The sequence below is a fragment of the Xanthomonas rydalmerensis genome (assembly GCF_033170385.1).
In the GTDB taxonomy this organism is placed as follows: domain Bacteria; phylum Pseudomonadota; class Gammaproteobacteria; order Xanthomonadales; family Xanthomonadaceae; genus Xanthomonas_A; species Xanthomonas_A rydalmerensis.
Genome location: NZ_CP126170.1, coordinates 1,321,942 through 1,342,713, shown reverse-complemented (window position 1 = coordinate 1,342,713; position 20,772 = coordinate 1,321,942). Strand labels below are relative to the sequence as shown.

At 67.1% G+C, this 20,772-nt stretch carries 15 protein-coding genes; 7 read left to right on the top strand and 8 right to left on the bottom strand.

Annotated features, from left to right (window positions below):
- The first annotated feature begins 9 nt into the window (after window positions 1–9).
- Entirely contained in the window at window positions 10–1,299 is a 1,290-nt protein-coding gene (egtB, locus tag QN245_RS05595; RefSeq protein WP_160967720.1) for an ergothioneine biosynthesis protein EgtB, read from the top strand.
- On the top strand, window positions 1,296–2,279 hold the full coding sequence (gene egtD / locus QN245_RS05590; protein WP_317844766.1) for an L-histidine N(alpha)-methyltransferase: 984 nt from the start codon (window positions 1,296–1,298) through the stop codon (window positions 2,277–2,279). The genes egtB and egtD overlap by 4 nt, the downstream gene beginning before the upstream one ends.
- A 174-nt stretch (window positions 2,280–2,453) precedes the next feature.
- Here the strand turns inward: egtD and QN245_RS05585 are convergent, their stop codons facing one another.
- The 4 genes from QN245_RS05585 to sucC form a co-directional block, all read right to left on the bottom strand.
- Window positions 2,454–4,091, bottom strand: a complete 1,638-nt coding sequence (locus QN245_RS05585; RefSeq protein ID WP_184447002.1) for an NAD+ synthase — start codon at window positions 4,089–4,091, stop codon at window positions 2,454–2,456.
- A 353-nt stretch (window positions 4,092–4,444) separates the two neighbouring features.
- A complete protein-coding gene (locus QN245_RS05580) occupies window positions 4,445–6,502 on the bottom strand; it encodes a pyrroloquinoline quinone-dependent dehydrogenase (RefSeq protein WP_184447003.1) in 2,058 nt (685 codons plus the stop codon).
- Window positions 6,503–6,879: 377 nt separating this feature from the next.
- On the bottom strand, window positions 6,880–7,755 hold the full coding sequence (gene sucD / locus QN245_RS05575) for a succinate--CoA ligase subunit alpha (protein WP_184447004.1): 876 nt from the start codon (window positions 7,753–7,755) through the stop codon (window positions 6,880–6,882).
- A gap of 22 nt (window positions 7,756–7,777) precedes the next feature.
- The gene (sucC, locus tag QN245_RS05570; protein WP_160967709.1) at window positions 7,778–8,947 is read right to left on the bottom strand and encodes an ADP-forming succinate--CoA ligase subunit beta; all 1,170 of its coding nucleotides are present in this window, start codon (window positions 8,945–8,947) and stop codon (window positions 7,778–7,780) included.
- A gap of 401 nt (window positions 8,948–9,348) precedes the next feature.
- On the opposite strand from sucC, the gene QN245_RS05565 reads away from it, so the two are divergent.
- Together QN245_RS05565 and QN245_RS05560 are read left to right on the top strand one after the other, a co-directional pair.
- Entirely contained in the window at window positions 9,349–10,968 is a 1,620-nt protein-coding gene (locus QN245_RS05565) for a sensor histidine kinase (RefSeq protein WP_317844765.1), read from the top strand.
- Window positions 10,969–11,043: 75 nt separating this feature from the next.
- A complete protein-coding gene (locus QN245_RS05560; RefSeq protein ID WP_160967705.1) occupies window positions 11,044–12,432 on the top strand; it encodes a sigma-54-dependent transcriptional regulator in 1,389 nt (462 codons plus the stop codon).
- A gap of 230 nt (window positions 12,433–12,662) precedes the next feature.
- Here QN245_RS05560 and pilB read toward each other — a convergent pair whose 3' ends face one another.
- Window positions 12,663–14,393 (bottom strand): type IV-A pilus assembly ATPase PilB, encoded by a 1,731-nt coding sequence (gene pilB / locus QN245_RS05555; RefSeq protein WP_317844764.1) that lies wholly within the window; start codon window positions 14,391–14,393, stop codon window positions 12,663–12,665.
- A 195-nt stretch (window positions 14,394–14,588) separates the two neighbouring features.
- Window positions 14,589–14,996: a pilin gene (locus tag QN245_RS05550; protein ID WP_184447007.1), complete on the bottom strand. Its 408-nt coding sequence runs from the start codon at window positions 14,994–14,996 to the stop codon at window positions 14,589–14,591.
- Window positions 14,997–15,356: 360 nt separating this feature from the next.
- On the opposite strand from QN245_RS05550, the gene QN245_RS05545 reads away from it, so the two are divergent.
- Genes QN245_RS05545 through coaE form a run of 3 tightly spaced genes read left to right on the top strand, consistent with a single transcriptional unit; the run spans window position 15,357 to window position 18,123 of the window.
- A complete protein-coding gene (locus QN245_RS05545) occupies window positions 15,357–16,616 on the top strand; it encodes a type II secretion system F family protein (RefSeq protein ID WP_184447443.1) in 1,260 nt (419 codons plus the stop codon).
- 6 nt (window positions 16,617–16,622) lie between these two features.
- The gene (locus tag QN245_RS05540) at window positions 16,623–17,486 is read left to right on the top strand and encodes a prepilin peptidase (protein ID WP_317844763.1); all 864 of its coding nucleotides are present in this window, start codon (window positions 16,623–16,625) and stop codon (window positions 17,484–17,486) included.
- 13 nt (window positions 17,487–17,499) lie between these two features.
- On the top strand, window positions 17,500–18,123 hold the full coding sequence (coaE, locus tag QN245_RS05535; protein ID WP_317844762.1) for a dephospho-CoA kinase: 624 nt from the start codon (window positions 17,500–17,502) through the stop codon (window positions 18,121–18,123).
- 218 nt (window positions 18,124–18,341) lie between these two features.
- Here the strand turns inward: coaE and QN245_RS05530 are convergent, their stop codons facing one another.
- Together QN245_RS05530 and QN245_RS05525 are read right to left on the bottom strand one after the other, a co-directional pair.
- On the bottom strand, window positions 18,342–19,676 hold the full coding sequence (locus QN245_RS05530; RefSeq protein WP_184645461.1) for a sensor histidine kinase: 1,335 nt from the start codon (window positions 19,674–19,676) through the stop codon (window positions 18,342–18,344).
- Window positions 19,669–20,346 (bottom strand): response regulator transcription factor, encoded by a 678-nt coding sequence (locus tag QN245_RS05525; protein WP_010340533.1) that lies wholly within the window; start codon window positions 20,344–20,346, stop codon window positions 19,669–19,671. Before QN245_RS05525 ends, QN245_RS05530 begins: the two co-directional genes overlap by 8 nt.
- Window positions 20,347–20,772 lie beyond the last annotated feature (426 nt).

Below are 20,772 nucleotides of genomic sequence, written 5' to 3'. Positions count from 1 at the left end.
ACTGCATCGATGCAAGCGATCTCTCCGGCGTCACCGCCCTCGCCCATCGCATCCGTCGCGACACTGGCGGACCGCCTGCGTCGCGTGCGTGCGCGCAGCCGTCAGCTCGCCGCGCCGTTGAGCGAAGAAGACGCGATGGTGCAGAGCATGGACGACGCCAGCCCGACCAAATGGCATCTGGCGCACACCACCTGGTTCTTCGAGCGTTTCGTGCTCGGCGCCGATCCGGCGTACCGCGCGCACGATCCGCAGTGGGACTATCTGTTCAACAGCTACTACCAGAGCATCGGCCCGGCGCATGCGCGGCCGCATCGCGGCCTGCTGTCGCGGCCATCGCTGGCGCAGGTGCTGGACTATCGCAGCGAGATCGATACCCGCGTGCTGGCGCAGTTGCAGGCCGGCACCCTGGCACCGCAGACCCTGCAGATCCTGGAACTGGGCCTGCAGCACGAACAGCAACACCAGGAACTGCTGCTCACCGACATCAAGCACGCGTTCTGGCGCAATCCGCTGGGTCCGGCGTATCGCGCGGACCTGGCGACACAGCACGCGCCGGCGTCGCCGCTGCGCTGGCTGCAGCGCGACGAACAGATCAGCGAGATCGGGGCTGCCGCCTGGCCGGCGCAGACGACCTTCGCCTACGACAACGAATCGCCGCGGCATCGCGTGCTGGTGCCGGCACACGCGCTGGCCAGCCGCCCGGTGAGCAATGCCGAATACGCCGAGTTCATCGCCGATGGCGGCTATCGCACGGTCGGACTGTGGCTCAGCGACGGCTGGGCGCAGCGTTGCGCCGAGGACTGGCAGCGCCCGCTGTACTGGCATGCCGATGGCGTGCGCGAATTCACCCTCGGTGGCTGGCGCGAGCGCGATCCGCATGCGCCGGTGTGCCATCTCAGCCTGTTCGAGGCCGACGCCTTCGCGCGCTGGGCCGGCGCGCGCCTGCCGACCGAGGCGGAGTGGGAACAGGCCGCTACCGGCGTCGCCATCGCCGGCAACTTCGTCGAGAGCGATGCGCTGCACCCGCAGCCGGCGGCGCCGGCCGATACCGGCCTGCAGCAGTTGTTCGGCGATGTCTGGGAATGGACCGGCAGCGCCTACCTGCCCTACCCCGGCTTCCGCCCATGGTCGGGCACGCTGGGCGAATACAACGGCAAGTTCATGAACGCGCAGTGGGTGTTGCGCGGCGGCAGTTGTGCCACGCCGCACGATCACATCCGCGCCAGCTACCGCAACTTCTTCCCCTCCGATGCGCGGTGGCAGTTCGCCGGCGTGCGCCTGGCCAAGGATTCCGCATGAATGCCGCAACCGCCCGTGCCCTGACCGAAGCCGCCCTGACCGACCTGCATCCGCAAGCGGACGACATCACCGCCGATGCGATCGCCGGCCTGTCATGCAGCCCCAAGCAGCTGCCGTCCAAGTATTTCTATGACGCCGAGGGTTCGCGCCTGTTCGAGGCGATCACCCGCCAGCCCGAGTACTACCTGACCCGCACCGAGCTGGATCTGCTGGAAGCGCGGATGCCGTCGATCGCGCAGGCGGTGGGCACCGGCGCGCATGTGGTGGAGCTGGGCAGCGGCAGCGGCCGCAAGACCCAGTTGCTGCTGGACGGCCTGCGCATGCCGGTGGCCTACACGCCCATCGAAATTTCCCGCGACATGCTGATGTCCAGCACCACGCGGCTGGCCGAGCGCTTCCCGCACATCCAGATGCTGCCGGTGTGCGCCGACTTCACCGCGCCGGTGGCGCTGCCGGCGCCGCAGCGCGGGGCGCGCCGTACCCTGGTGTTCTTCCCCGGCTCGACCCTGGGCAACTTCACCCGCGAGGACGGCATCGCCCTGCTGCGCTCGATGCGCCAGACCATGGGCGCGGACGGCTGTGCGCTGATCGGCATCGACCTGGTCAAAGACACGGCATTGCTGGAGGCGGCCTACAACGATGCCGCCGGCGTCACCGCCGCGTTCACCCTGAACTTGCTGCGCCGCCTCAACCGCGAGATCGGCAGCGACTTCGACCTGGCGCAGTTCCGCCATCATGCGGTGTATTCGGAAGCGCGCGAACGCATCGAGACCTTCCTGGTCAGCCAGTGCGCACAGCAGGTGACCGTGGCCGGGCAGCGCTTCGATTTCGCCGAGGGCGAAGCGATGCAGGTCGAGTACAGCCACAAGTACACCGACCAGAGCTTCGCGGCGATGGCCGCCGAGGCCGGCCTGCGCGTCAGCCACGGCTGGAATGCGCAGGACGATGCGTTTGGGTTGCGACTGCTGCAGGTGGTGTGAGGGTGGGGATTGGGGAGTCGGGATTGGGGATTCGCAAAAGCGAGCGCGGCGCGCGCGGCGGCGGCTTCCTGTCAACGACTTCCCTCATAGGAGCGGCTTCAGCCGCGACGCTTCCCAATCGACTGCGTCGCGGCTGAAGCCGCTCCTACACTATCTGCCAGGTCGAAAACCGCCTCAGGCCTGATACCCATTGCTGATCGGATAGCGCCGCTCGCGTCCGAACGCGCGGCGCGACACCTTCGGCCCCGGCGCGGCCTGGTGCCGCTTCCACTCGCTGATGCGCACCAGCCGCACCACCCGGTCGACCACCTCGGCGGCGTAGCCGGCGGCGACGATCTCGTCGCGCGATTCCTCCTGGTCGACGTAGCGATACAGGATGCCGTCGAGCACGTCGTACGGCGGCAGCGAATCCTGGTCGGTCTGGTTGGCGCGCAGCTCCGCGGAGGGCGGCCGCGTGATCACCGCCGGCGGGATCACCGGCGTGCCGCCGACCGTGTTGCGCCATTTCGCCAGGCCGAACACCTCGGTCTTGTACAGGTCCTTCAGCGGCGCGTAGCCGCCGCACATGTCGCCATAGATGGTGGCGTAGCCCACCGCGTACTCGCTCTTGTTGCCGGTGGTCAGCAGCAGGCCGCCGAACTTGTTGGCCAGCGCCATCAGGATCACGCCACGGCTGCGCGACTGCAGGTTCTCTTCGGTGACGTCGGGCTCGGTGCCGGCGAACAGCGGGCCGAGCGCGCTCAGCAGGCCCTCGAACGCCGGCTCGATCGCCACCGTCTCCAGCTTCACGCCGAGGACACGGCATTGATCGGCAGCCAGGTCGTTGGACAGGTCGGCGGTGTAGCGCGACGGCAAGCGCACCGCGGTGACGTTGTCCACGCCCAGCGCGTCCACCGCCATCGCCAGCACCAGCGCCGAATCGATGCCGCCGGACAGGCCAAGCCACACCTTGGAAAAGCGATTCTTGGCGCAATAGTCCTGCAACCCGCGCACCACCGCGCGCCAGGCCAGCGCATCCATGCTCTCGTCGCCGTCGTCGGTCCAGCGCAGCGGCGCGAAACGGCGTGCGGCGGTGTCGTATTCCACCACCAGCCACTGGTCGGTGAACGCGGCCGCGGCCGGATGCACGGTGCCGTCGCCGTCGGCCACGACCGAGGCGCCGTCGAACACCAGCGCATCCTGGCCGCCGACCACGTTGAGATAGGCCAGTGCCGCACCACTCTCGCGGCTGCGCTCGGCCAGCAAGGCATCGCGCTGCGCGTGCTTGCCGCGCTCGTAGGGCGAGGCATTGGGCACCAGCACCAGTTCCGCGCCCGCCCGCACGGTCGCCGCCAGCGGCTCCGGGAACCACAGGTCCTCGCAGATCACCAAACCAACCGACGTGCCGTTGACCTCGAACACGCAGTTCTCGCCGTCCGGATCCACGTCGAAATAACGGCGCTCGTCGAACACCGCGTAGTTGGGCAGTTCGCGCTTGCGATAGGTGCGTTCGATGCGGCCGCCGCGCAGCACGCTGGCGGCGTTGTAGACCACGCTGCCGGCGCTCTGCGGCCAGCCGAGCACCGCGACGATGCCGCGAACCTGCGCGGCGATGCGCTGCACCGCGCGCTCGCAATCGGCCAGGAAGCCCGGCCGCAGCAGCAGGTCTTCCGGCGGGTAGCCGCTGACCGCCAGCTCCGGGAACAGCACCACGTCGGCGCCGTACTCGTCGCGCGCCTCCTCGATCAACGCGATGATCCGGTCGGTGTTCTGGGCGACGGCGCCGACCGGGAAATCGAACTGGGCCATGGCGAGGCGAAGAGAAGAAGACATGGACAACCTTGCAGAAGCGGGAGGGGAAAAGCGCGGCGGTCGCGCCGCGGCCGCTCACAGCATGCTGCCAGCAGCAGCGTCACCGAGATGCGCGCGGCAGCAATGCGCAGTGTAGCGCCGCACCGGGGCCGGCGATTAGCCTGCCCACCTCATGCTGGGCCGGTCACCGGGCGGGTGCACTGTTGGAAGGACCCCGGTCCCGACTGGCTCCGAAGCCAGCCGCTGACAGACGCCGCGTCGCGACTGAAGCCGCTTCCAGAAGGAGCAACATGTCGTGTGCTGACGGGTGCACTGTGGGACTTCAGTCCCGACTGCATCGATCCCTGAGCGCCGGCCAGCCACGACCATGTGCTTCAGCGGGCGCCAGCGCCAGCGCGCGCGCGGCGCCGCCGGCGCCAACGCCGCACCAGCAACACCAATCCCGCACACAGCCCGAGCGCGGCGAGGCCCAGCACCGCCATACGCACGCCGACGCCGTGCTGGAACACCACTTCCTTGCCGTCGCCGTCGAGCGTATAGGCGACCACGTAGTCGCCCATCGTGCCCATGCCTTCGCGCCCGCCGGCGGCGATCACCACGTACTGCTTGCCGCCCACCGCATAGACCGACGGCGTGGCCTGGCCGCCGGCCGGCAGCTTGGCCTCCCACAGGGTCTTGCCGGTGGCGCTGTCGAGCGCGCGCAGGCGCGAATCGGCGGCCGCGGCGATGAAGGTCAGACCGCTGGCGGTGGTCACCGCGCCGCCGAGCAGCGGCGTGCCCACGTCCAGTGGCAGCCACGGCAGCCTTTCTTCCAGCGTGCCGAGCGGGCGTTCCCAGGCGATCTTGCGCGTACGCAGGTCCACCGCCACCAGCCGTCCCCACGGCGGCTTGACGCAGGGAACGCCGCGTGACGAGCCCAACATGCCGCGGCGCATGTAGTACGGCGTGCCTTCCATGTCGTTGAACTGCTGGTCCGGATGGCGCGCGCGCTCGGCCTCGCTGAACTGCTCGCGCGGGATCAGCGCCACCTGCATCGGCAGGTCCGACACCGGCATGATCGCCAGCTGTCGCTGCGGATCCACCGCGATGCCGCCCCAGTTCACGCCGCCGGCCCAGCCGGGCAGCGCGATCGTGCCGCGCACGCTGGGCGGGGTGAACAGGCCTTCCGAACGCAGCCCGGCGATCAGCGCGGCGCATTCGCGGCGCGCGCCCGGCGTCGCCCCCCAGGCATCGGCGGCGGTCAGCGGCGCATGCCGTGCCAGGCGCAGACCCGGTTCGGGCATCGGCTGGGTCGGCGAGGCACGTTCGCCCGGAACGTCGGAGGCCGGCACCGGCACCTCGCTGATCGGGAACAGCGGCGTGCCGTCGCGGCGGTCGAAGGCGAACAGGAAGCCGGTCTTGGTCGCCTGCAGCACCGCCGCGCGCGGTCCCTGCGCGGTCTGCACCGTGGTCAGCACCGGCTGCGAGGCCTGGTCGTAGTCCCACAGGTCGTGATGCAGCAACTGCTGCGCCCATACCCGGCGGCCGCTGTGCAAATCCAACGCCACCAGCGAATCGGCATCGCGGTTGTCGCCGAGACGCTCGCCACCGTAGTAGTCGGGACTGGCCGAGCCGGTCGGCACGTAGACCAGACCCAGCGCAGGGTCCACCGACAGCGGCGCCCACGCGTTGCCGCCGCCGACCGTGGCCGCCTGCTCCGGCTGCCAGCCGGCCGCGGTGGCCTTGGCCGGATCGCGCGGCACCGGATCCCAGCGCCACAGCTCACGGCCGCTGCGCGCGTCGTAGCCGCGCACCACGCCCTGCTCCAGCGCATGCCCGCGGTTGTCGCCGATCGAGCTGCCGACCACCAGCACGTCGCCGGCCACCACCGGCGGCGAGGTCACCGCATAGTTGGACCAGGCATCGCTGGCCGTATCGTGCACATCCACCCCGGCATGCAGGTCGATCGTGCCGTCCTTGCCGAACCCGGCGCAGGGCTTGCCGTCGGCGGCGTCCAGCGCGATCAGTCGCGCATCCAGGGTGCCGTACACGATGCGCTCGCGGCACGCACCTGCAGTGGCCTGGGTGTCGCGCCAGAAACTCACCCCGCGCGAGGCCGGGTCGCTGTAGTGCTTGTCGCGCGCGACCTTGGCGTCGAACGACCACAGTTCGCGGCCGCTGGTCGCATCCAGGGCGAAGGCGATGCCGGTGCCGGTGGTGAGGTACATGCGCCCGCCCAGCACCAGCGGATTGGCTTCGAAGCGCCGCCGTTCCGGATCGGGCAGGCCCGCACCGAGTTCGCCGGTGCGGAACGACCAGGCGATGCGCAGCCGGCCGATGTTGTCCGGGGTGATCTGGGTCAGCGGCGAGTACTGCCCGCCGCCGGGCGCGCCGGCATAACTGGCCCAGTCGCCCGGCGCCGCCGCGCAGATGCCACCGATGCCCATCGCCATGCCCGCCCCGCATACCGCTGCCCGCCATCGCCTGATCACGCATCCACCCCTGTTGCTGCCGAAGAAAGTGGGCCAGTGTCGGCACTGCGCCGCGCCCTGTCAGCAACAAGTGACGGCACCGCCACGTCAGGGGACCAATGGCGGGGCGGCAGGGACGAGTGGCGAGCGCTGGGATGGCGCAACTGCTTGATTGCGCAGGGACGGGCCTGCGGGCATCGCATGCCCATCCCATCCGTCCCGTCCCACCGGGGGAGCTGCCACAGTGCCGCGCAGCGGATCCTCGAAACGAAAAAGGCCTCGCTCGCGCGAGGCCCTTCCGGACAGCGGCGGCGACAACGACGCACCCGAAGGCGGATCGCTGCCGCGGCGCTGACGGCTTACTTCATCAGCGAAGCGATCGCCGCACCCAGGTCGCCCGGCGAACGCACGGTCTTGACCCCGGCCGCTTCCATCGCCGCGAACTTGCCCTCGGCCGTGCCCTTGCCGCCCGAGGCGATCGCACCGGCGTGGCCCATGCGCTTGCCGGCCGGCGCCGACGCACCGGCGATGAAGCCGACCACCGGCTTCTTGACATGCTTGGCGATGTACTCGGCACCGGCTTCCTCGGCGTCGCCGCCGATTTCGCCGACCATGATGATGCCTTCGGTCTGCGGATCCTCGTTGAACAGCTTGAGGCAGTCGACGAAGTTCAGGCCGTTGATCGGGTCGCCGCCGATGCCGATGCAGGTGGACTGGCCCAGGCCGACTTCCGTGGTCTGCTTGACCGCTTCATAGGTCAGCGTGCCCGAACGCGAGACGATGCCGATCTTGCCCGGCTTGTGGATGTGGCCCGGCATGATGCCGATCTTGCACTCGCCCGGGGTGATCACGCCGGGGCAGTTCGGCCCGATCAGCACGGTCTCCGGGAAGGAGCGGGTCAGCACGTTCTTGACGCGCAGCATGTCCAGCACCGGGATGCCTTCGGTGATGCAGACGATGACCTTGATGCCGGCGGAGGCCGCTTCCAGGATCGCGTCGGCCGCGAACGGCGGCGGCACGTAGATCACCGAGGCGTCGGCGCCGGTGCTCTGCACGGCATCGGCCACGGTGTTGAACACCGGCAGGTCGATGTGGGTCGTGCCGCCCTTGCCCGGCGTGACACCGCCGACGACCTGGGTGCCGTACTCGATCATCTGGGTGGCGTGGAAGGTGCCCTGCTGGCCGGTGAAGCCCTGCACGATCACCTTGGTGTTCTTGTTAATCAAAACAGACATTGGAGTTCCTTGGTGTCGTGGATCAGGCGGCGTTCTTGACAGCTTCAACGACCTTCTTGGCGCCGTCGTTGATGTTGTCGGCCGGGATGATGGCCATGCCGCTGTCGCGCAGCAGCTGCTTGCCCTCTTCCACGTTGGTGCCTTCCAGGCGCACCACGACCGGAACCTTGACGCCCACTTCCTTGACCGCCGCGATGATGCCCTCGGCGATCATGTCGCAGCGGACGATGCCGCCGAAGATGTTGACGAAGATGCCTTCGACCTTGTCCGAGGACAGGATCAGCTTGAACGCCTCGATCACGCGCTGCTTGTTGGCACCGCCGCCCACGTCCAGGAAGTTCGCCGGCTCGCCGCCGTTGAGCTTGATCACGTCCATGGTGGCCATGGCCAGACCGGCGCCGTTGACCATGCAGCCGATGTTGCCGTCCATGGTGACGTAGTTGATGTCCAGCTCCGAAGCGGTCACTTCGGTCTCGTCTTCCTGGGACTTGTCGCGCATGGCGACCAGTTCCTTGTGGCGGAAGTTGGCGTTGTCGTCGCTGTTGAACTTGCCGTCCAGCGCGTAGAGGTTGCCGTCGTCCAGGATGGCCAGCGGATTGATCTCCACCAGCGCCAGGTCCTTCTCGTTGAAGATGCGGTACAGGTTGACCATGATGTTGGCGAACTGGCCGGCCTGCTTGGCGGTCAGGCCCATCTTGAAGCCGATGTCACGGCCGTGGTAACCCTGCACGCCCTCGACGAAGTCGACGTTGAGCGTGTGGATCTTGTCCGGGGTCTCGGCGGCGACCTGTTCGATCTCCATGCCGCCCTCGGAGGAGGCGATGTAGCTGATGGTGCGGGTGCCGCGGTCGACCAGCACCGACAGGTACAGCTCCTTGACGATCTCGCCGGCGGTGGTCACCAGCACCAGGTTGATCGGCAGCTCGACGCCGGCGGTCTGGTAGGTGGCCATCTTGGTGCCGAGCAGCTTCTCGGCAACGGCCTTCACATCGTCGGTGGTCTTGCAGAACTTGACGCCGCCGGCCTTGCCGCGGCCACCTGCGTGGATCTGCGCCTTGACCATCCAAGGGCCAGCGCCAAGCGACTTGGCGGCTTCAACCGCTTCTTCCGCAGTAGCCGCGACCTTGCCGGCCGGGACCGGGATGCCGTACTCGGCAAGCAGTTGTTTTGCCTGATATTCGTGGAAATTCATGCGTCACCGTGGGAAAAGGAACGGCCGTCCCGCAGCGATCCGGGCCCTGAGTGGCGGCCGGGAGCGGTACGGACGGGACGCCTATTGTCGCCGACCCAGGGCGGCGGCGCAAAAGCACCGGCGGTCTGGCCCGGCTGCGGCCTCCGGGAAGGTCCGCGGTGGCGTCGCCGGGTGGGTGACGCGGGGCCGCGCGCGCCCTGCCGCGCTCATCCCGCCGCCTTCCCCTGCCTGTCCAGACAGGCCGCCGGACCGCCGACGGCGGCCATCGCGGTTGCGCCGTCGTGACCGCGATGACCGCGGTGAGACCGGCCCCAGGCTGGCCGCCGCCGGCCCGAGCGGCCATCCGCGTGGACGGCGCCCCCCCTATACTCGCGCCGTCCGCTGTCCGCCCGGAGTCCGGCTTGCCCACCAGCGCCTCGCTCATCGATCGCATCGAGTCCATTCCGCGCCGCGAGCTGTACTTCTTCGCGTTGTACCGGGTGCTGGTGGCCGGGCTGATCGCCGCCCTGGTATTCAGCCCGCTCAGCGTGCTGGTCGGCGAGCCGCGCTACCCGCAACTGGCCAGCACCCTGGCCACCGCCTACCTGGCAGTGGCGCTGGCGCTGCTGATGTGGGGGCGCAACGAGGCTCACCTGGCGCCGATCGTCGGCTTCAGCGCCGTCGCCGACATCGTCGCCGCGACACTCGCCGCACATGCCCTGCCCGCGGCCAGCGCCGGTATCGCGATGATGCTGCTGTTCAACGTCGCCGCCGCGGCGATGCTGCTGCGCCTGCGCGGCGGCCTCGCCATTGCCCTGATCGCCTCGGCGGCGACGCTGGCCGAGTACGTGTGGAGCGTGCTGGATGGCGCCGACAACACCCGCAGCCTGGCCGAACTGGCGATGTTCGCCACCAGTTATCTGGCGGTGGCCTACATCTGCAACGGCCTCGGCCAGCGCGCGCGCACCAGCCAGCGCCTGGCAGAACGCCGCGGCGCCGAGGTCGCCAATCTCTACGAAATCAACGAACTGATCATCCGCCGCATGCGCACCGGGGTGCTGGTGGTGGACGCGCAGAACCGGGTGACCCTGGCCAACGAGGCCGCGTCGGCGCTGCTCGGCGACACCGACGGCAACAGCGGCAGCGGCCGGCTCGACCTGCTCAGCGCCGCGCCGGAACTGGCCCGGCGCCTGCAGCGCTGGCGCAACGGCTGGAACCAGGACGAAAGCCCGCTGCAGCTGTCGCCGGACCAGCCGGAGGTACAGCCGCGCTTCGCCCGTTTGCTGGCCGAGGGCGACCTGACCCTGGTGTTTCTCGACGACGCCACGGTGGTCTCGCGACGCGCCGAGTCGCTGACCTTGTCGGCGCTGGGCCGCTTCTCGGCCAGCCTGGCCCACGAGATCCGCAACCCGCTGGCCGCGATCAACTACGCCTCGCAGTTGCTGGAGGAATCGCCGGCGATCGGCGATGCCGACCGCCGCCTGCTGCAGATCATCCACCAGCAGTGCCAGCGCACCAACGGCATCGTCGAGAGCGTGCTCGGCCTGGCCCGGCGCGAACGTTCCAACCCGGAGAACCTGGACCTGGGCGCGTTCGTGCGCCGCTTCGTCCTGGAGTACCGGCAGACCCTGTCGATCGAGACCGACAGCCTCGAGGCGATCCTCGCCCCGCAGCCGGTGCACGCGCTGGTCGATCCCAAGCACCTGCACCAGATCCTCAGCGCGCTGGTGCACAACGCGCTCAAGTACGGGCGGGTGATGGAGGAGCCGGCACGGGTGCGCCTGCGCGTGGCGATGCAGGAGCGCAACGCCGTCGTCGACGTGATGGACCGTGGCCCCGGCATCCCCGAGGCGGTGGCGGCGCAGTTGTTCCGGCCGTTCTTCACCACCTCCGAGCACGGCACCGGACTGGGCCTGTACATCGCCCGCGAGCTGTGCCGGGCCAACCAGGCGCGACTGGAATACGTGTCGGTGCCGGCCGGCGGCGCCTGCTTCCGGGTCGCCCTGCCCGGGCCGCACACCATGCTCAGCGGCGACAGGTGAGAATCGCTCCGCCAGCGCGCGGCCGGCGCCGGTAAATTGGCACATGCCCCGGTTCCTACGCTATCTTCTTTGCACATGAACGAAACCCGAAGCGCCCTGGTCGTCGACGACGAGCGCGACATCCGCGAGTTGCTGGTCCTGACCCTGGGCCGGATGGGGCTGCGCATCAGCACCGCCGCCAACCTCGCCGAAGCGCGCGAACTGCTGGCGAGCAATCCCTACGACCTGTGCATCACCGACATGCGCCTGCCCGACGGCAACGGCATCGAACTGGTCAGCGAAATCGCCAAGCACTACCCGCGCACGCCGGTGGCAATGATCACCGCCTTCGGCAGCATGGACCTGGCGGTGGAAGCACTGAAGGCCGGCGCCTTCGACTTCGTCAGCAAGCCGGTGGACATCCACGTGCTGCGTGGCCTGGTCAAGCATGCGCTGGAACTCAACAACGAAAGCCGCGCCGCGCCGCCGCAGCCGGCCCCGGAACAGGCCAGCCGCCTGCTCGGCGCGTCGGCGGCGATGGACGCGCTGCGCAGCACCATCGCCAAGGTCGCGCGCAACCAGGCGCCGGTCTACATCCTCGGCGAATCCGGCGTGGGCAAGGAACTGGTCGCACGCACCATCCACGAACAGGGCGCCCGCGCGGCCGGCCCCTTCGTGCCGGTGAACTGCGGCGCGATCCCGGCCGAACTGATGGAAAGCGAATTCTTCGGCCACAAGAAGGGCAGCTTCACCGGCGCCCACGCCGACCAGGCCGGCCTGTTCCAGGCCGCGCACGGCGGCACCCTGTTCCTCGACGAGGTCGCCGAACTGCCGCTGCCGATGCAGGTCAAGTTGCTGCGCGCGATCCAGGAGAAATCGGTGCGTCCGGTCGGCGCCGCCACCGAAGTGCCGGTCGACGTGCGCATCCTCTCGGCCACGCACAAGGACCTGGCCGACCTGGTCGCCGAGGGCCGCTTCCGCCACGACCTGTACTACCGCATCAACGTCATCGAACTGCGCGTGCCGCCGCTGCGCGAGCGCGGCGGCGACCTGCCGCAACTGGCCGCGGCGATCCTGGCGCGGCTGGCCAAGAGCCACGGCCGCCCCACCCCGCTGCTGTCGCCCTCCGCGCTGGATGCCCTGAGCAGCTACGCCTTCCCCGGCAACGTGCGCGAACTGGAGAACATCCTCGAACGCGCCCTGGCGATGGCCGAGGACGACCAGATCAGCGCCGCCGACCTGCGCCTGCCGCAGCCCGGCAACCATGCCCGCAGCGCCGCCGAGGCTGCACCGGCGCTGCCGCGCGGCGTGGTCGACATCGACCCGACCTCCTCCGCGCTGCCGTCCTACATCGAACAGCTCGAACGCGCCGCCATTCAGAAGGCGCTGGAAGAGAACCGCTGGAACAAGACCCGCACCGCCGCGCAGCTGGGCATCACCTTTCGCGCGTTGCGCTACAAGCTGAAGAAGCTGGGGATGGAGTAGAAGGGCCGGGATTGGGGAATCGGGATTGGGGAATGGGAAGAGCCGCTCTCCTGGCTACTCTTGGTCCTTCGCCCGATTGAGTGGGGTGATTCCGTTGGGCGCAACCGGCATTGCCCGCCTGCGCTAAACGTCGAGAAGCCTGGGAACAAGGCTTGGGCTACCGGAAGACCAATAGGGACGGAAAAGCCGCTTTTGCCATTCCCCAATCCCGATTCCCCAATCCCAGCTTCTCAGTCCTTCGTCACCCGATTGATCTCGGCCAGGCTGGTGATGCCGTTGCGGGCCTTGAGCAGGGCCGACTGGCGCAGGTCCTTGACCCCGATCTTCTGCGCGGCGCTGGCGATGTCCATGGCGTTGCCGCCCTGCAGCACGATCGCGGCGATCTCGTCGTTCATCGGCATCACCTGATAGATACCGGTGCGGCCCTTGTAGCCCTCGGTGCACTCGTCGCAGCCGACCGCCTCGTACAGCTGGACGCCGGCGGCGATCTCCGCCTCGGTGAAGCCCTCGGCGAGCAAGGCCTTCTCCGGCAACTGGACCGGGCGCTTGCAGTTGTTGCACAGGCGCCGCGCCAGGCGCTGGGCGATGACCAGGGTCACGGAACTGGTGATGTTGTAGGGCGCGATGCCCATGTTCATCAGGCGCGCGATGGTCTGCGGCGCGTCGTTGGTGTGGAGGGTGGACAGCACCATGTGACCGGTCTGCGCGGCCTTGATCGCGATCTCGGCGGTCTCCAGGTCGCGGATTTCGCCGACCATGATGATGTCCGGATCCTGGCGCAGGAACGAGCGCAGCGCCGCGGCGAAGGTCATGCCGCGCTTGTTGTTCTGCTGCACCTGGTTGACCCCGGGCAGGCGGATTTCGACCGGGTCCTCGGCGGTGGAGATGTTGCGGGTGTCGTCGTTGAGGATGCCCAGCGCGGTGTACAGCGACACCGTCTTGCCCGAGCCGGTGGGGCCGGTGACCAGGACCATGCCATACGGCTTGTGGATCGCATCCAGGAACAGCTTCTGCTGCTCCGGCTCGTAGCCGAGTTTGTCGATGCCTAGCTTGGCCGCGCTGCCATCGAGGATACGCAGCACTATCTTCTCGCCGAACAGCGTCGGCAGGGTGCTGACGCGGAAGTCGATCTGCTTGTTCTTGGACAGGTTGAGCTTGATGCGGCCGTCCTGCGGGACCCGCTTCTCGGCGATGTCCAGCTGCGCCATCACCTTCAGGCGCGCGGCGATGCGCTGGTTGAGCTTGACCGGCGCCTTGGCCACGCTCTTGAGCAGGCCGTCGATGCGCAGGCGCACCCGGTAGTCGTCCTCGTAGGGCTCGAAGTGGATGTCGGACGCACCACGGCGGATCGCATCGACCAGCACCTTGTTCACGAATTTGACGACGGGGGTGTCCTCACCCTTGGCGTCGATGCCGGTATCGCCACCGCTGCCCATGTCCTCGTCGCCGCCGCCGACATCGAGGTTGTCCATGCCCTCGTCGTCGCCCAAGGCGCTGCCGAGCGAGTCGTTGCTGGCCTGCCACTGCTCCAGGGTCCGGCGGATCTGGTCCTCGTCGACCAGGATCGGCTCCACCGTCAGATTGGTGTGGAACTTGATGTCGTCCAGCGCCCGGGTCTGGGTCGGGTTGCTGATGCCGACGAACAGGCGGCTGCCGCGCTTGAACAACGGCAGCACCTGGTACTTCTGCAGCAGTTCCTCGCTGACCAGCTTCATCGCATTCTGGCTGGCGTCGAAGACCGAGACATCCATCAACGGCATGCCAAACTCGACCGCGTTCGCGGCGGCCAACTGCGCGGCGGTGACCAGCTTCTTCTCGGAGAACCACTGCGGCAGCGGCACCTTGGCCTCGGCCGCCTGGGCCATGGCGGTCCGCGCCGCGGCTTCCTCCAGCGCACCGTCCTGCACGAGGCGGCGGGCGATGCCGGTGATGCCGACAAGGTTGCTCGTCATTGCGTTCATGAATACCTGCTCGGAAGCTTCAACTTGAATGTATAGACAGGCTGTTCAAACTCGGTCCGCACAACTTGTGGCGATCGGGCTCAAAGCCTGGACCGACATCTACCTAGTCAGGACTATAGCGTTGTACGTATCCAGTGGAACACAAAAAAGAAAAGGCCCGTGAGGGCCTTTTCTACTTGAAACCAAAAGCACTTCTTAGGTGCAATTGCTCGGCTTGTGCTTCGCGAGCACCGAACCACCGGTGATCGTGCAGGTCCAGACGCCGGTGTTGGCGCGGGTCAGCGTCAACGTCGCGCCAGCGACGATATCGTTGCCCTTGATGGTGTTGCAGGTAAGAGTGGTCGCGGTGGCACCGAAGGTGGTGCAGCGCGGCGAGGTGGTCTGCAGGCCGACGTCCGCGGCGGTAGCCGGAACGAAGGTGCTATCTTCCTGCAGCTTGGATTCCAGCATTGTCTTGGCCGGGCTCACTTCAGCAAGCGCGGCAGCCAGCTGCGACTTAGCGACATAGTCACGGTACATCGGCAGCGCGATGGCGGCCAGGATGGCGATGATCGCGATCACGATCATCAGTTCGATCAGGGTAAAGCCCTGCTGCTTCTTCATAACAAACCCCTAGAGATGGAATGTAAGTGGTGGGCACTCGCCCGCGGATCCTACTCCCCGAGCGCCGCGGCTGAGCGCCACGTGCGGGTAAGCGAAGCAGACTGCGTGCCAACTTCTCGCGCATGTCCAATCTCCTACCGAAGTGCATCATGCCTCAGCCACAGGGCCAAGGTGCAGGCAAATCAGGAATTTGCGACAGAATGGGCCATCCGCCCATGCAGGGCAGAAAGTGACGTCCTGCGTCACGCCATGGAACGCGATCTGGCTGGATGACGGTCGCTACGGATGCCAGACGTCCAGGAAACCGATACCATGCTGGGTATGTCCGCCCGGGGATGGCCGGACGGGGGAGACAACCTGATGTCCGCAACGCGCAGCGCAGTCAAGAAAGAGCCGGTCGCACGCAGCACCAGTCAGCAGGTGCCCTTTGTCTGGGAAGGCACCGACAAGCGCGGCGTCAAGATGAAGGGCGAGCAGATCGCCAAAAGCGCCAACTTGCTGCGCGCCGAACTCCGCCGGCAGGGCATCACGCCTTCGGTAGTCAAGCCCAAGCCCAAGCCGCTGTTCGGGGCGAGCGGCAGCAAGATCGGCACAAAGGACATCGCCTTCTTCAGCCGCCAAATGGCGACGATGATGAAATCCGGCGTCCCCATCGTGGGTTCGCTGGAAATCATTGCCAGCGGGCATAAGAACCCGCGCATGAAGAAGATGGTGGACCAGATCCGCACCGACATCGAGGGTGGCTCGTCGCTGTATGAAGCGATCAGCAAGCATCCGGTGCAGTTCGACGAGCTCTACCGCAATCTGGTCAAGGCCGGCGAAGGTGCCGGCGTGCTCGAGACGGTGTTGGAGACGGTCGCGACCTATAAAGAGAACATCGAGGCGTTGAAGGGCAAGATCAAGAAGGCCTTGTTCTACCCGGCCATGGTGATGGCGGTCGCCTTGATCGTCAGCTCGATCCTGCTTGTCTTCGTGGTTCCGCAGTTCGAAGACGTGTTCAAGGGTTTTGGCGCGGAACTGCCGGCCTTCACCCAGATGATCGTGGCCGCCTCGCGCTTCATGGTGGCTTACTGGTGGTTGGTGCTCTTCATCCTGGTCGGCACCATCGGCGGCTTCATGTTTGCCTACAAGCGGTCGCCGGCCATGCAACATGGCATGGACCGCTTGATTCTGAAGGTACCGATCATCGGCCAAATCATGCACAACAGCTCCGTGGCCCGCTTCTCCCGGACACTGGCGGTTACCTTTCGCGCAGGCGTACCGTTGGTGGAGGCGCTGGATATCGTCGCCGGCGCCACCGGCAACAGCGTGTACGAAAAAGCCGTGCTGCGCATGCGCGACGATGTGGCGGTCGGTTATCCGGTCAATATGGCGATGAAACAGACCAATCTGTTCCCGCACATGGTGATCCAGATGACCGCGATCGGCGAGGAGGCAGGCGCGCTGGACGCGATGTTGTTCAAGGTGGCCGAGTATTTCGAGCAGGAAGTGAACAACGCGGTCGATGCACTGAGCAGCCTGCTGGAACCGTTGATCATGGTGTTCATCGGCACCATCGTCGGTGGCATGGTCATCGGCATGTACCTGCCGATCTTCAAGCTGGCCTCCGTCGTTGGATAAGCATTAATGGCATTTCTCGATCAACACCCCGGCCTCGGCTTCCCGGCCGCGGCCGGACTTGGCCTGCTGGTGGGCAGCTTCCTCAACGTCGTGATCCTGCGCATGCCCAAGCGCATGGAGTGGCAGTGGAAGCGCGATTCGCGCGAGATCCTTGAGCTGCCGGACATCTACGATCCGCCGCCGCCCGGCATCGTGGTGGAGCCGTCGCACTGCCCGCACTGCAAGCACAAGCTGGCCTGGTTCGAGAACATCCCGCTGTTCAGTTGGCTGGCGCTGCGCGGCAAGTGCCGCTACTGCCATGCGCCGATCTCGCCGCAGTACCCACTGGTGGAACTGCTCACCAGCCTGCTGGTGGTCGCCAGCGTGTGGCGCTTCGGCTTCGGCTGGCAGGGCTTCGGTGCGATCGTGTTCAGTTGTTTCCTGGTGGCGCTGTCCGGCATCGACCTGCGCACCCGCCTGCTGCCGGACCAGTTGACCTTGCCGCTGATGTGGCTCGGCCTGATCGGCAGCATGGACAACCTGTACATGCCGGCCAAACCCGCCCTGCTTGGCGCGGCGGTCGGCTATTTCTCGCTGTGGTCAGTGTGGTGGCTGTTCAAGCAGATCACCGGCAAGGAAGGCATGGGCCATGGCGATTTCAAGCTGCTGGCCGCGATCGGCGCCTGGTGCGGTTTGAAGGGCATCCTGCCGACCATCCTGATCTCCTCCCTGGTCGGTGCGATCCTGGGTTCGCTGTGGCTGGCTGCCAAGGGCCGCGACCGCGCCACGCCGATCCCGTTCGGCCCCTATCTGGCCATCGCCGGCTGGATCACCTTCTTCTGGGGCACGGAGATCGTGGAGACCTACATGCACTGGTCTGGACTGCGCTGACGGAGTCCCCGGCTTGACTGATTTCGTCGTCGGCCTGACCGGAGGCGTGGCTTCCGGCAAGAGCGAACTGAGTCGCCGCTTCGAGGCCAAGGACATCGTCGTCGCCGATGCCGACCTCGCCGCACGCGCGGTCGTTGCGCCCGGCCATCCGGCCCTGGCGCAGATCGTGGCCCGCTTCGGACCGCAGATCCTGCAAGACGATGGACAGCTCGACCGCGCCGCCTTGCGCCAGCGCGTCTTCGAGGACGTGACGGCACGCCGCGACCTCGAAGCGATCACCCACCCCGCCATCCGCCAGTTGCTACAGGAACGCTGCCGCGAAGCCTTAGGGCCGTATGCGATCGCGGCCATTCCGCTGTTGACCGAGGTCGGCGCACGCGCCGCCTATCCCTGGCTCGACCGGATCCTGGTGATCGACGCCCCCGAGGCGCTGCAACACGCACGCCTGATGCAGCGCGACGGCATCACCGCCGACCTGGCGCAGCGCATGCTGGCGGCGCAGGCCACCCGCGCCGCGCGCCTGGCCATTGCCGACGATGTGGTGGTCAACGACGGCGCCGCAGCAGAGCTCCAGGAAGCCGTGGAAACGCTGGATCGGCAGTACCGCGCGCTGGCGGCGGCCAAGCGTCTCCTTTAGGAGCGCGCTCAAGCGCGATCCGTTGCGAAGACGTCGTGGCTGAAGCCGCTCCCACAAAAGCCGGGGCATGAGATCAGGGATGTTTAGCGAATGCAGTGCGGTTGCGACTGCACTGCGGGAGGGACTTCAGTCCCGACGGGACGGGCTTGCCCGGAAAGCTTGGTCGCGGCTGAAGCCGATCCTACAAGGAAGCTTAGACGCACCGTCCCGCCAGCACCTCAAGCCGGCTTGAACCATAGCGTCGCCACCACGCCCTTGGTGGCGCCCGGACGCACGTTGACCTGCCAACCATAGAGATCGCATAGCCGGCTGACGATCGACAGGCCGATGCCGCCGCCCTGAGAATGGCCTGCATGCGTGCCGCGATAGCCGCGCTGGAACAGCTTGGCCGCGTCCTCTTCGCTCAGGCCGGGACCGGAATCGATCACCTGCACCGCGTCGCTCAGCACCCGCACCACCACCTGCCCTTCCTGGGTGTACTTGACCGCATTGCCGATCAGGTTGCCCAGCGCCACCGACAGCGCCGCTTCCGGCGCATCGATGGTGAGGTTGCGCTCGCCTTCCAGCAACAACTGCAGCGGCTTGCCGCCCAACTGCGCGCGGTGCGATTCGATCAACTGCTCGGCGACCTTGGCGACGTTGCTGTGGCCCTGCCCGCGCTCGTTGCGCGACAGCAGCAGCAGCGAGCCGATCAGGTCGCTGCACTGCTGTTCGGCGCGCTGGATGCGCTGCAGGCGCTGCAGCACCTTCTCGTCGAGATTGGGCCGGGTCAGCAGCAGTTCGGTGGCGCCACGGATCACCGCCAGCGGCGTGCGCAGTTCATGGCTGACGTCCGCATTGAACTCGCGGTCGCGCTGCACCACTTCGGTCAGGCGCGCCGAGTAGTCGTCCAACGCCTCGGCCAACTGGCCGACCTCGTCGTCGGGAAAGTGCGGCGCCAGCGGCTTGGGATCGCTACTGCCGCGATACGCGCGCAAGCGCGCCGCCAGGTCCGACACCGGCCGCATCACCCGCGACGCCGACCACCAGCCGATCACCAGGGACAACGCGCTGAACACCAGCACCGACAGGATCAACGTGCGATTGAGCTGCACCTCACCCTGCATGGTCTGGGTCATGTCGTAGGCGAGGAAGAACCAGACGTTCGGGGTCTTGCGCACCGCCACCTTGTAGGAGAACGGCTTGCCGGTTTCGTCGCGACCGGACACGTTGTGGATGCCGTCGGAAAAGTTGTACCACTCCGGCTGCTCGCGCCGCAGCGCCTCGAAACGGTCGCTCTTGACCACCCGGCCGACCATCTGCTGCACCGGCAGATCCGGATTCTTCGACGGATCGGAAAAGAACCGGTGCGAGTACTCGTCGATGTTGCGGTTCAGCACCACCTCGACCAGCTGGTTCTCCACGCGCGCGCGCGCCCAGTTGGTGGCGAACGCGAACAGCGCGGTCAGGCCGAAGCCCAACAGCACGAACGAGAGGATGATGCGGCTGCGGAGGCGGCGGCGGTAACGCCCGCGCCGCCGCACGACCCGCGGCAACGCCGGTGCTTCAGGCATCGGGTGCGGCGATGCGGTAGCCGATGCCGTGACGGGTCTGGATCATCGGCACGTCGAACGGCTTGTCCACCACCGCGCGCAGGCCATGGATATGCACGCGCAGGGAGTCGGAATCGGGCAGTTCCTCGCCCCACACACGGGTTTCCAGCTCCTGCCGGGTCACCACCGCCGGCGCGGCTTCCATCAGCGCCTGCAGGATCTTCAGCGCGGTGGGATTGAGCTGCAGCAGCTTGCCCTGGCGACGGACCTCCAGCGTATCCAGGTTGTATTCCAGGTCGCCGGTCTCCAGCACCCGGGTGTGCACGCCCTTGCCGCGGCGCGACAGCGCGTTGAGCCGCACTTCCACTTCCTGCAGCGCGAACGGCTTGATCAGATAGTCGTCGGCACCGGAATCGAAGCCGGCGAGCTTGTTGTCCAGCGAATCGCGCGCGGTGAGCATCAGCACCGGGGTCTGCTTGCGCGCCTCGTTGCGCAGCTTGCGACAGACCTCGATGCCGTCCATGCCCGGCAGGTTGAGGTCGAGCACGATCGCGTCGAATTCATGCACTACCGCCAGGTGCAGGCCGGTGACGCCATCGGCGGCGAAATCGACGGTATGGCCGCGGTCCTCGAGGTAATCGCCCAGATTGGCGGCGATGTCGCTGTTGTCTTCGATCACTAGAATTCGCACCAACATGTACCCCGTCAGTCGTACTACTTGCCAGTGGAGGGCGCCACGTCAATGCCGCGCCTCCTCGTTGTCCACGACGGCAACCGCCATGGTCCTGCAATGCATCCTGGTGAATGTTCAGCGACGCCTCGCTTGCGACCCACCTGGCAGGTCGCTGCATCAGACAGCGCCTCACCCTGATTAGTTCTTGCAGCAGCACAGCGGTCGCGACCTGCACCGATCGCGAATGTCACGACCTGCGTCGAATGCTTGCGCCAAACCGTGATCGTCCGCTTTCGGGGACGTTCGTACCGCTCCGAGTGCTGCGAGATTGTACTGAGTTGCCGCGCGAACACTTTCTTCACGTTCATGGGCGCCTCACCTTGGCACATCGCCTCGCATTCCCGGCATCACAACAGCACTGCACTACATCGCGAATGTAGCTTT

What these genes read in the sequence shown, in the direction of transcription:
- pilB (WP_317844764.1), bottom strand. Translation starts at nt 14,393, where the DNA reads ATGAACGCAATGACGAGCAACCTTGTCGGCATCACCGGCATCGCCCGC.
- sucD (WP_184447004.1), bottom strand. Translation starts at nt 7,755, where the DNA reads ATGTCTGTTTTGATTAACAAGAACACCAAGGTGATCGTGCAGGGCTTC.
- egtB (WP_160967720.1), top strand. Translation starts at nt 10, where the DNA reads ATGCAAGCGATCTCTCCGGCGTCACCGCCCTCGCCCATCGCATCCGTC.
- QN245_RS05550 (WP_184447007.1), bottom strand. Translation starts at nt 14,996, where the DNA reads ATGAAGAAGCAGCAGGGCTTTACCCTGATCGAACTGATGATCGTGATC.
- QN245_RS05560 (WP_160967705.1), top strand. Translation starts at nt 11,044, where the DNA reads ATGAACGAAACCCGAAGCGCCCTGGTCGTCGACGACGAGCGCGACATC.
- QN245_RS05540 (WP_317844763.1), top strand. Translation starts at nt 16,623, where the DNA reads ATGGCATTTCTCGATCAACACCCCGGCCTCGGCTTCCCGGCCGCGGCC.
- QN245_RS05545 (WP_184447443.1), top strand. Translation starts at nt 15,357, where the DNA reads ATGTCCGCAACGCGCAGCGCAGTCAAGAAAGAGCCGGTCGCACGCAGC.
- sucC (WP_160967709.1), bottom strand. Translation starts at nt 8,947, where the DNA reads ATGAATTTCCACGAATATCAGGCAAAACAACTGCTTGCCGAGTACGGC.
- QN245_RS05585 (WP_184447002.1), bottom strand. Translation starts at nt 4,091, where the DNA reads ATGTCTTCTTCTCTTCGCCTCGCCATGGCCCAGTTCGATTTCCCGGTC.
- QN245_RS05530 (WP_184645461.1), bottom strand. Translation starts at nt 19,676, where the DNA reads ATGCCTGAAGCACCGGCGTTGCCGCGGGTCGTGCGGCGGCGCGGGCGT.
- QN245_RS05580 (WP_184447003.1), bottom strand. Translation starts at nt 6,502, where the DNA reads ATGGCGATGGGCATCGGTGGCATCTGCGCGGCGGCGCCGGGCGACTGG.
- egtD (WP_317844766.1), top strand. Translation starts at nt 1,296, where the DNA reads ATGAATGCCGCAACCGCCCGTGCCCTGACCGAAGCCGCCCTGACCGAC.